At 60.8% G+C, this 10,681-nt stretch carries 10 protein-coding genes; 6 read left to right on the forward strand and 4 right to left on the reverse strand.

Features of this window, described 5'->3' with window-relative positions:
• Both G392_RS14105 and G392_RS0109210 read right to left on the reverse strand, forming a co-directional pair.
• On the reverse strand, nucleotides 1-187 hold a 187-nt coding region (locus G392_RS14105), incomplete at its 3' end, for a hypothetical protein (protein ID WP_211224365.1).
• 16 nt (nucleotides 188-203) lie between these two features.
• Nucleotides 204-2,534, reverse strand: a complete 2,331-nt coding sequence (locus tag G392_RS0109210; RefSeq protein WP_027009994.1) for a bifunctional acetate--CoA ligase family protein/GNAT family N-acetyltransferase — start codon at nucleotides 2,532-2,534, stop codon at nucleotides 204-206.
• Nucleotides 2,535-2,721: 187 nt separating this feature from the next.
• Here G392_RS0109210 and glnD point away from each other — a divergent pair, with 187 nt between their 5' ends.
• From glnD to G392_RS0109230, 4 genes are all read left to right on the forward strand, one after another.
• Nucleotides 2,722-5,244: a [protein-PII] uridylyltransferase gene (glnD, locus tag G392_RS0109215; protein WP_027009995.1), complete on the forward strand. Its 2,523-nt coding sequence runs from the start codon at nucleotides 2,722-2,724 to the stop codon at nucleotides 5,242-5,244.
• Between the two features lie 138 nt (nucleotides 5,245-5,382).
• Nucleotides 5,383-6,117 carry a PIN domain-containing protein gene (locus G392_RS0109220; protein WP_027009996.1) on the forward strand — a complete coding sequence of 245 codons (735 nt, stop codon included), beginning with the start codon at nucleotides 5,383-5,385 and terminating at the stop codon, nucleotides 6,115-6,117.
• 82 nt (nucleotides 6,118-6,199) lie between these two features.
• The gene (gene queD / locus G392_RS0109225; RefSeq protein ID WP_027009997.1) at nucleotides 6,200-6,625 is read left to right on the forward strand and encodes a 6-carboxytetrahydropterin synthase QueD; all 426 of its coding nucleotides are present in this window, start codon (nucleotides 6,200-6,202) and stop codon (nucleotides 6,623-6,625) included.
• Nucleotides 6,622-7,242 (forward strand): 7-carboxy-7-deazaguanine synthase QueE, encoded by a 621-nt coding sequence (locus G392_RS0109230; RefSeq protein ID WP_084165967.1) that lies wholly within the window; start codon nucleotides 6,622-6,624, stop codon nucleotides 7,240-7,242. Before queD ends, G392_RS0109230 begins: the two co-directional genes overlap by 4 nt.
• A gap of 168 nt (nucleotides 7,243-7,410) precedes the next feature.
• Here the strand turns inward: G392_RS0109230 and G392_RS0109240 are convergent, their stop codons facing one another.
• Complete coding sequence (locus G392_RS0109240; RefSeq protein ID WP_245571958.1) at nucleotides 7,411-8,169, reverse strand: UDP-2,3-diacylglucosamine diphosphatase; 759 nt, start codon at nucleotides 8,167-8,169, stop codon at nucleotides 7,411-7,413.
• Entirely contained in the window at nucleotides 8,147-8,491 is a 345-nt protein-coding gene (locus tag G392_RS0109245; protein ID WP_027010000.1) for a Spx/MgsR family RNA polymerase-binding regulatory protein, read from the reverse strand. The genes G392_RS0109240 and G392_RS0109245 overlap by 23 nt, the downstream gene beginning before the upstream one ends.
• A 167-nt stretch (nucleotides 8,492-8,658) precedes the next feature.
• On the opposite strand from G392_RS0109245, the gene G392_RS0109250 reads away from it, so the two are divergent.
• The gene (locus G392_RS0109250; protein WP_027010001.1) at nucleotides 8,659-9,291 is read left to right on the forward strand and encodes a hypothetical protein; all 633 of its coding nucleotides are present in this window, start codon (nucleotides 8,659-8,661) and stop codon (nucleotides 9,289-9,291) included.
• 141 nt (nucleotides 9,292-9,432) lie between these two features.
• Complete coding sequence (locus G392_RS0109255; protein WP_034335004.1) at nucleotides 9,433-10,299, forward strand: ATP-binding protein; 867 nt, start codon at nucleotides 9,433-9,435, stop codon at nucleotides 10,297-10,299.
• Nucleotides 10,300-10,681 lie beyond the last annotated feature (382 nt).

The raw sequence follows: 10,681 nt of genomic DNA on the forward strand, positions 1-10,681 counted from the left end.
ACAATTTTGATGCAACAATTTTGATGCAACAATTTTGATGCAACAATTTTGATGCAACAATTTTGATGCAACAATTTTGATGCAACAATTTTGATTCAGCAATTTTCGTGCCAATACGGCGGAACGGGCGGGGCAAGGCGCGGTCTGCGGGCAAAAGCCGCCAACGGGCATTGCCGTAAAACGGCACATTCGGGCGTTTGCCGTCAGGAGTCGTGTTCGGACGGGTGCAGGGCAAGGGTGGCGGTGAGCATGCGGGCGTCTTCGGGGTGGGGGCGCACGGTGAAGCCCAGCGCAAGGGCGAGTTTGTGCATGGCGTGGTTGTCGCCGAGTATTTCGGCACGCATGTGGCGGTAGCCGTGGGCGCGGGCGCGGTTTATCAGCCGTTGCATCAGCAGTTTGCCTATGCCTTTGCCTTGCAGGGTGTCGGCAACGCTGATGCCGAATTCGCAGGTGTGCAGGCAGGCGTCGGCGCTGTATCCTGCGGTGGCAAGCGGGGTGTGGGCGTCGTCGTGCAGCAGCAGGGCAAATTCGCGGCGGTAGTCGGGGCGGCACAGGCGGGCAAGCAGGGCGGCGGGCAGGACGGGCAGGCGGGTCATGAAGCGGCGGTAGCGGCTTTCTTCGCTTTGAGCGGCGGCAAGGCGGGCAATCAGGGCGGCATCTTCGGGGCGCAGGGGGCGCAGGTGGAGCGGGGGGGTGTCGGGCAGCAGCAGGGTTTCTTCGGCATCGGCAGGATAGGGGGCGAAGATGTCGGCAACGGCGGCGGCGCGGTCGGGGTCTTGCAGGTTGGGTTTGGCTTCGGTACAGGCGATGCCGTGCCGCACGTCGTGGTGCAGCTCGAGGGTGAGGCTGTGGATTTCGGGCAGGCGGCAGAGTATTTCCAAGGTGTCGAGCAGCCAGTCGCCCCAAATCATTTCGGGCAGCGACAGTTCGCGCAGGCAGCCGGCGACGGCTTCGGGGGCGGGCGGGGGCAGCAGTTCCGCCGTTTGACCTGCGGCGTTGGCAAGCTGCAGGATTCTGCCGAAACGGGGGTGTTTTTCCCATTGCAGTTTCAGTTGGGGCGGGACGGCGGGTTTGCTGCCGGTTTGTTTGTGCAGTTTGAGTGCGGCAAGCAGGTGGGCGGTTTGGGTTTTGGTGGCAGGCAGGGGCAGCACCGCCACAGGCAGCAGCGAACGCCAGTGTTTGTGCGGGACAAGGGCGGCTTCGGCAGCGGCGCGGTAGTCGTAAAACGGGCTGCTGCGGTGGCGTTGTTGTTGGTGCAGGCGGTAGCGTTGCAGTTGCGACAGGGCGTGCAGGGCGTGTTCGGGCTGGCGGAAGTGCAAAATTTTGCGGGCGCAGAACAGTTGGCGCACGGCGGGGGTGTCGGCACTGCCCAGCCATGCCAGCAGCAGGGGTTTGCGAAAACGGCTTTGCAGGGCGGAAACCAAGCGGGCGGCGTGCAGTCCGTCATCGGCGTGGCGGCCGTTGTACATCAGCAAAACGGCATCGTTGTGTTCGTCCTGCAAGCAGGCTTCGGCAGCCGCCGCCAACACGGGCGGCGGGGTGTCGGCGGGCAGGTTAAGCGGATTGGCGGGGGCGGTTTTGTGCGGCAGCAGACGGGCGGCGGCACGGACGGGCGCGGCGGCTTCAAGCGGTGTTTGCGCCAGCGTTTGCACACTCAAACGGGCAATGTGCGGGGTGTTGCCCAACACGGCAACGCGCTTGCCGCGCCCCGTGCGCCCCGTGTGAATCAGCTTGGCGGCAATCAGAAACTCGGTCAGCGTGCCGACCGTCAGAATGTGCCGGCGCGACAGGGCGCGGGCAAACACCCGTGCTTCGGCGGGGTCGGACAAGGTCGGCAGCACCACCACCGGTTTGTGCCGCGCCGCCGCCGTCAGTGCCGACACCAGCGCTTGGGCATCGTCAAGCGTGCAAATATGCACCAACAGCGCCGATGTGGACGCTTCCCAAGCCGCATAATCGATGATTTCGCCCGTTCCGACCGGATAGTTTTGCGGATTGAGCGTGAGAAAACGGCTGAACACGATGCGGCGGTCGGCGGCGTAGTGGCGCACGCAGTCGGCAATGTCCGCCGATTGCCCGACATAAACACAGGCCGGCGCGTCCGCAGACGCACGAAACAGCCCGCCCAAGCCCGACACCGGCACCGCCAGCAAAGCAATCCCCGCCTTACGCGCCGTTTCCGCCGCACGGTCGAGCTTGCTGCGGACATTGGGCGGCGCGTCCGGCTCGTGCACGAACACCACATTGCCCACCTTGCATTTGGCGGCTTCGCGCACCACCGCATTGAGCTTGTCTGCCGACAAAATCACCACCGCACTGTCGCAAGCGTGCGCCTTGCAGGCATCGGCGAGCGTGTCGAACGCCTTTACCCCGCCCACCGTTTTGTGCCTGTTGTTCACCGGCACCACCGTGCCGGCGGCGCACCCTGCCGACAACAGCGAAAACACCTCGCGGCCGGTGCTGCCGTAACGGTCGGACGCCCCCACAACCGCCAGCGATTGCGGGTGAAACAGCGCATGAAGATGATGGGACATGGCAAGCATTCCTAAAGGCACAGTATGGCGATTATAGCCCCGCCGCCGCCAAATATCCAAATCTGATAGAGCAACAGCACCACCTGCGGCACAAACACTTGGCGGCAACCACCCCGCCCGTTTCGCCGTATGGGAAAGCAGACCGTTTGACGATATAATTTGCCCACCCCCTCACGAAAGCCCCGTCATGCCCGCCACCGCCTGCAAAATCCGCTTGGCACAACGGCGCCACGCCGCCGCCGAAACCTACCGCCACACCCGCAACCCCTACAACTTCTTCCGCGCCTACACCCTTGCCCTGCAAGATACCGCCGCCGAACTCTGGCACCACGCCTTCCCCGACGGCGGGCGCATCGCCCTGCTTGCCACCGGCGGCTTCGGACGCGGCGAAGTCTATCCCCATTCCGATGTGGACTTGGCGGCCGCCGCCCCCGACGACCTTACCGAAAACGAAGCCGCACAGCTTGCCCGCTTCGTCCAACTGCTCTGGGACACGGGGCTTGCCCCCGCCCTCAAATCCGGCAGCATAGACGAACTGTGCACCGCCGCCCGCCACGACCTCACCGCCGACACCGCCTTTTTGGAAGCCCGCTTCCTGTGCGGCAACCCCGACACCGCCCGCGCCTTCCTGCACGAATGCGCCCGCCGCCGCGACACCGTCTCCTTCATCGAAGGCAAACTGCTGGAAATGGACAAACGCCACACCCGCAGAAGCGCCCTCATGCTCGAGCCCGACATCAAAAACGGCGCGGGCGGACTGCGCGACATCCACACCATGATGTGGCTTGCCAAAGCGCAAGGACTGTCTGCCGACTTTCACGACATGGTGCGGCGCGGCATCATCACCCGCGCCGAAGCCGGCTTACTGATTTACGGCTACAAAACACTCGCACGGCTGCGCATCGACCTGCACCTTGCCGCCAACCGCGCCGAAGAACGCCTGCGTTTCGACCTGCAAACCCGCTTGGGCGAAGGCGCGGGCGCGGACACCCCCCACGAAGCCTGCGAACGCGTCATGGCATCGTTCTACCGCGCCGCCAAAACCGTCCTCCAGCTCAACGGCATTCTGATACCCATGCTGCGCGGACGCGTTTACTCCGCCTGGCCGCGCGTGGTGTCCGACATCGACCCCGACTACTACACCGTAGACAACCGCCTTGCCGTGCGCGACTTGGGACTGTTTGCCAAATCGCCCGAACACCTGTTCAAAATCTTGGACATCTGGCAGCAGCGCCGCGACTTGGCGGGCATCGCCCCGAAAACCCTGCGGGCATGGTGGTCGGCATCGCACGGCATCGGCAGCGCGTTCTACACCGACCCCGCCAACCGCGACCGCTTCATCGGCTGGTTCAAACACGGCACGGGGCTGACCGCCCTGCTGCGCCACCTGAACCTCTACGGCGTATTGTCGCGCTACCTGCCGCAATGGAAACCCATTGTCGGGCTGCTGCAACACGACCTGTTCCACATCTACCCCGTAGACGACCACATTCTCACCGTTGTTGCCAACGTGCGCCGCTTGGCAATGGAAGAACACGCCCACGAACTGCCCTTTGCCTCATCGCTGATGCGCGGGTTTGAACCGAAGTACGTACTCTACGCCGCCGCCCTGCTGCACGACATCGCCAAAGGACGCGGCGGCGACCACGCCGTATTGGGCGCACAAGACGCCGGCCGTTTTGCCGCCGACCACCGCCTGCCCGCCGGCGATGCCCAACTGCTGGCATGGCTGGTGCGCGAACACCTGCTGATGTCGCAAACCGCCCAAAAAAGCGACTTTGCCGACCCCGCCGTACTCGACAAATTCTGCGCCGCCGTACACACCCCCGAACGGCTCACCGCACTCTACCTGCTCACCGTTGCCGACATTCGCGGCACCAACCCCGAAATCTGGAACTCGTGGAAAGCCCAGCTTCTGTCGCGCCTGTACAGCGCCGCCCTGCGCCGCTTAAGCGGCGAAGCCCCGCCGCCCGACCCGCGCACCCGCGCCGAAACCGAACTGGCGACACACGGCATCGACAGCAAAACCTGCCGCCGCCTCACCAACGCCTTGGGCGAAGCCTACTTCGCCCGCCACGACCAAACCGAAATCCTGTGGCACTTGCCCCTGCTGGCACCCGACTGGGAACGCCCCTGCGCCCACATCCGCGTATTGGACGGCGAAACCCTGCAAGTACTGGTGTACATGCCCGATGCCCCGCGCCTGTTTACCCGCCTGTGCCGCATCTTCGGCACAATGGGGCTGGACATCGTTGCCGCCCGCGCCTACATCACCGCCCACGCCCACATTCTCGACACCTTCACCGTACGCCTGCCCGACAACAGCACCGCCGCCGACACCCCCCGACTGCAACACCGACTGCAAACCCGCTTGGACGGCTTTGTCGGCGGACACCGCGACGTGGCGCACACCGCCCCCCCCAAACCGCGCCGCCGCGCCCGCCACCTGCCCATCGCCCCGCACATCACCCTCACCGCAGACGAACGCCAACACGGCTGGTACCACTTGGACGTCATTGCCGTCAACCGCCCCTGCCTGCTCGCCGACATCACCGAAGTCTTTGCCGAACACAACATCAGCCTGCGCCACGCCAAAATCTCCACCATGGCAGACCGCGTGGAAGACGGATTTTTAATTGTCTGCCCGCAGCTTGCCGACCCCATCAAACAATGGTCGTTCGTGTGCGCCCTGCGTGCGCGCTTGTCGTAAAAGCGCGATTTTTTCGCCCCCGCCGCCGCGATTTGCTTGTTTTGCACCGTTGCGGCGGTATAATGCCTTTTTCCGCAACAGGGTGCGCCGCACGGCAACGCCCTGCCGCATTCCGACCACCAAACAAAGGGCTTTGTTATGCAACATCTTCTGATTGACTTTGAAACCGTCCAACCCGCCGACCTGAACCGCATCGCCCCCGAAGGCGTCTGCGTGTGGCTGCTGCTTGGCGAACAGCAGCAGGAAAGCCTGCCTTTGGATTTGTGCGAATCGCTGTGCCGCTTCGGCAACAACGTACATTTCGTGCGCGTACGCGGCGGCGCGGGTGCGGTTGCCGTGTACCTTGCTTTCCACTTGGGCAAAATCCTGTGCGATGCCCCCGCATCATCCGTAACCGTCCTGTCTGCCAACGAAGCCTATGACGGACTGCTTGCCCAACTGGGCGCATTCGCCCCGCAAGCGGCGGGCGTGCGCCACAGCACGATTGACGCGGTCGGCAGCGCCCCTGCCGAACCGAGCCCTGCGACTGCCGCCGACAACGACAACAGCGAGCCCGCCCCCGCAACGGCAAGCGACAACACCGCACCCGCCGCAAGCACCGACAGCGAAAACGACAGCGTCAATCCGGTATTGGAACAATACTACCCCGCCATCGTCAAAGCCATGAGCCAAAAAGACGCCTACCACCCCCGCCACCGCCGCAACCTTGCCGCCAACATCGAACGCTACCTCGTCCAATACGAACACGAGCTGGGCGGCTTGAAAAAAGAAGACTTGGCAGAACACGTCATCACCCGCTTGGAGCAAAACGGACTGGTCAAAGCCCTGGGCGACGGACTGCTCAGCTACCACTTTGACGAACAAAGCGAATAAACCGCCGTTTTTTTCCCGATTTTTGCAGCACCGCGCAAACCGTTATGGGCAACATAACGGTTTGCCTGTTTTGGAACACCCGATGTTTAAAACCGCCAAACAATTCAGCTTCGACATGGCGCACATGCTCGACGACCACGACGGTAAATGCCGCAACCTGCACGGCCACACCTACATTTTGCAAGTGGAAGTGGCGGGCGAACTCTGCCCCGACGGCGCAAAACGCGGCATGGTCATCGACTTTGGCGACCTCAAAACCCTCGTCAAACAACACGTTTTGGACAAAATGGACCACGCTTTCATCTACGACGTTCACAGCGCGCGCGAAAGCCAAGTCGCCGACCTGCTCACCCGTCTCGATTCCAAAGTGTACGGCATCGCCACCCGCACCACCGCCGAAGCCATGGCAAAACACATCTTCGACCTGCTCAAAACCGAAGCGGGACTGCCCGTCAGCTTGGTGCGCCTGTGGGAAACCCCGTCTGCCTATTGCGAGTACGCCGAATGATGCCGCACTACCGCATTGTCGAAATATTTGAAACCCTGCAAGGCGAAGGCTGGAACACCGGCATGCCCGCCGTGTTCGTGCGCTTTGGCAAATGCAACCTTGCCTGCCCTTGGTGCGACACCGACTACCACCGTTTCGGCATGATGACCTTGACACAAATCGTGGCACAGGTGCGCCGTTTCAGCGCACCAAACATCGTCATCACCGGCGGCGAACCGACCATACAGCCGCATCTGCCCGTCCTGCTGGACACATTGAAAGCCGAAGGTTATTTTTTGGCAATCGAAACCAACGGCATCAAAGCCGTTCCCGCACAAATCGACTACACCGCCGCCAGCCCGAAACGGCTCTACCGCGACGTGTACCGCAAACGCGCCCTTGCCTGCGCCGATGAAATCCGCATCGTAACAGACGGCACGCCTGAAGAATTATTTGATTTTTGCCAAGAAATCGAGCAGACCATTGATGCGCCGCGCCATTACCTTTCACCCTGCGAACGCGCCGGCGAAATGAACATTTTGGAAACCATCACCCTGCTGGGCAAATTGAACGCCCGCCCCGATGCCCCGCATTGGCAATTGAGCCTGCAAACGCATAAATTGGCGGGGATTGATTAGGGTGCATCATCATTTAAGTTTTTATTCAGTAAAATAAAAAATGCCGCCATTCCCGCGCAGACGGAAATCCACCGTCCGATGACCTGCAAACATATATTTTATCCATGCTTTTTGAAATTTGTTTTGGATTCCCGTCTGCGCGGGCATGACGGTGCAAAGGTTTTTCGGTTAATTTTCGGGCAGGGAACGCAGTTGCACGCCCTGCGGCGACACGGAAAGATAGCCGCCGCGTCCGCCGTGCCAGTCGGGCAACACATAGCGGACAATGTTGCGCCCGTTCAGGCAGTGGCGGTGGACGGCAGGGCGGTGGGTGTGTCCGTGAATCAGCGCATCGGCGGCGCGAAAGCCCGCCCATGCCCGTGCCATGCCTGTTTCGGTGGCATCGGTGCGGCGGTACACTTCGGGGCGTTGCTGCCTTTTGCTGCTGCCTTCGCGCAAACGCGCCGCCACGCGCCACCGCCAAGCCACAGGCAGGCGCAACAGCAGCGCGGTCAGCCAAGTTTGACGAATCAGGGCGCGGAAACACCGGTACGCGCCGTCATCGCTGCACAATTCGTCGCCGTGCATCAGCAGGTAGCGCCGTCCGTACAGCGACACCACCGAGCGTTCGGGCAGCAGCACCATGCCCGCTTGGGCGGCAAAACCGCGACCCAGCAGAAAATCACGGTTGCCCGCAACAAAATACACGGGCGCGGTGTCGGCAAAGCCGCGCAATGCCCGCGCCACGGTTCGCGCCGTGTCGTCTGCGGCATCGTCGCCCACCCACGCATCAAACAAATCGCCCAAAATATACAGCGCCTCCGCCCTGCCCCGCCAGCGTTCCACGCTGCGGCAGAACAGCTCGGTCAAATCCCCTGTGGCTGCCGACAAATGCACGTCTGCCACAAACACCGTCTGCCGCATCTTATTTTCCAAACCGTTCGGCATAATGCTCCGGCGTGAAGCCGCACGACACCTGCCCCTCATGCACCAGCACGGGGCGTTTAATCACGCTCGGGTGCGCCGCCATCAGCGCCGCCGCATCGCTGTCTGCCAACGCCTGCTCTTCGGCGGAAAGTTTGCGCCACGTCGTGCCGCGCCGGTTCACCAACACCGCCGCATCAAGCTGCGCCAGCCAATCTGCCAGCAACGCCGCATCGGGCGGATTTTTTTTAAAATCGCAAAACACATAATCCACCCCGTTTTGCGCCAACCATGCCCGCGCCTTTTTTACCGTATCGCAATTGGCGATGCCGTACACAACCGTCATTTTTCCGTTCTCCATGCCATGCGCCCGCAGGGGTAAATCCCTATCGGACAAAACAAAACGCCGCAACCGCCGGCGCGCTCGGGCGGATTGTACGCCAATCGGACGTTTTTTGTCTTGTCGCAGAAACATTTTGGGGCTATTCTTGCGCCTTTTTACAGGAACGATTCATGACCAACAAGCTCCTTGCCGTTGGTGCGGTGCTGGCACTGGGCGCATGCGGCAGCCAAGACCACACCGAAACCAAAATGCGCCAAGCCATCGACAACGCCGCCCAATTCAACCAAGTCTGCCTGCCCCACGCCCTGAATGTCGAACACCGCTCCGGCAGCGAAGGCAACGCCCTGATTGGCGCGCCCCAAATCAAGCTGCTCAAACGTCAGGAAAACGGCAAACGCGCCAACCCCGAAGCGGTCAAACAAATGGAACGGCTGGTACGCGCCGGCTTGTATGACGAAGAAAAAGAAGAAAAAGGCGAAGCACCCGCCAACGGCAAAGAAACGCCGCGCTACTTGGTGTATTCGCTGACCGATTTGGGCAAAGAAAAAATCCGCTTGGGACACCACGGCGCACTGCTGTGTGTCGGCACGGCAAAAGTGGAAAAAATCAACTACTTTACCGAGCCTACCCCCGCACGCGGCTACACGCTCAGCCAAGTGAACTACACCGCCAAAATCGTTCCCGAAAAATGGTCGAAAGGCTTGTTGAAAGACAACCCCGCTTTCCGGCAGGAAGTCGAACGCAGCGCCACACTGGTCAAAACCAACGACGGCTGGCGCGACATCCGCGAACTGCATTATTAAAACGCGTCATCAGCCAAACAGCCACCACACCGTCATTTCCGCACGGACGGGAATGACGGCGTTTTTCTGTTTCATTCATTTTCAAAAGAAAACAGCGAAAAAAGAACGCAAAAAATGACACGCCCCCACCCGTACACCAACATGCCCAAAACCAAAACACTCAAAAAATTGGCGCGCACCGCGCTTTCTGTCTTACGCCGTTTGGACGCATATTTGCCCGACCCGCCCGCCGAACCCGATTGGCAACACGCCCTTGCTTTCCGTTGGCAGCGCACGGCTCAGGGCGGCAAACTGGTCGCGCTGCCGCGCCCGCACACCTTTTCCCTGTCGCGCTTGGCGGCGGTGGACGCGCAAATGGCGCGTTTGGTGGCGAATACCGAGCAGTTTTTGCAGGGAAAACCCGCCAACCATGTGCTGCTGACGGGCGCGCGCGGCACGGGAAAATCGTCTTTGGTCAAGGCTTTGCTGCACGAGTACGCGGCGCGGGGCTTGCGCCTGATTGAAACCGACAAAGACGCGCTGGCGGCTTTGCCCGATTTGTTGGCATTGCTGGCGGAGCGGGCGGAAAAATTCATCGTGTTTTGCGATGATTTGTCGTTTGAAGACGGTGAGGACGGCTACAAAGCCCTGAAAACCGCGCTGGACGGCGGTTTGTCGCGCCGCGCCGACAATGTGCTGGTGTACGCCACGTCCAACCGCCGCCACCTGATGCCCGAATTTATGGACGAAAACGGCGGACACACGGGCGCGCGCGGCGAGGTGCATCAGCGCGAAGCAGTGGAAGAAAAAATTTCGCTGTCCGACCGCTTCGGCTTGTGGCTGAGTTTTTATCCCTTTGACCAAGAACAGTATTTGCAAGCCGTGCGCCTGTGGCTGGACGACTTTGCCCTGCCCTTTGACGATGCCGTCCGTGCCGAAGCCCTGCAATGGGCGCGAATGCGCGGCAGCCGTTCGGGGCGGACGGCGTATCAGTTTGCCTGTGATTGGGCGGGACGTTTGTCGGCTTAGGGCGTGTCATCAATTAAAATTTTCTACTATAAATCAGTATAATAACAAAACGCCGTCATTCCCGCGAATGCGGGAATCCACTGCCTGATGTTTGGCAAGCAAGCATAGCTTGGGTTGAAACGAAGTGAAAACCCAACATTTTTCCGAAAATTTATGGATTTTGTTGGGTTTTCACTGCGCTCCAACCCAATCTACACCTGCTGAAACAGCAAAATGCCACCAGTGTTTATACTTCGGGAACGGTTTATACGGCTGATTTCTATCGGAAAGTGGCGCAACAATACTTACCCAATAATGAAATCCCCATTATGATTTGGGTGTACATTGGTTTGGGACAAAATCAGCAGGGCAATCAGCTTTATACATCGGGCATGGCGAAATT

Source organism: Conchiformibius kuhniae DSM 17694 (genome assembly GCF_000428785.1).
GTDB lineage: Bacteria > Pseudomonadota > Gammaproteobacteria > Burkholderiales > Neisseriaceae > Conchiformibius > Conchiformibius kuhniae.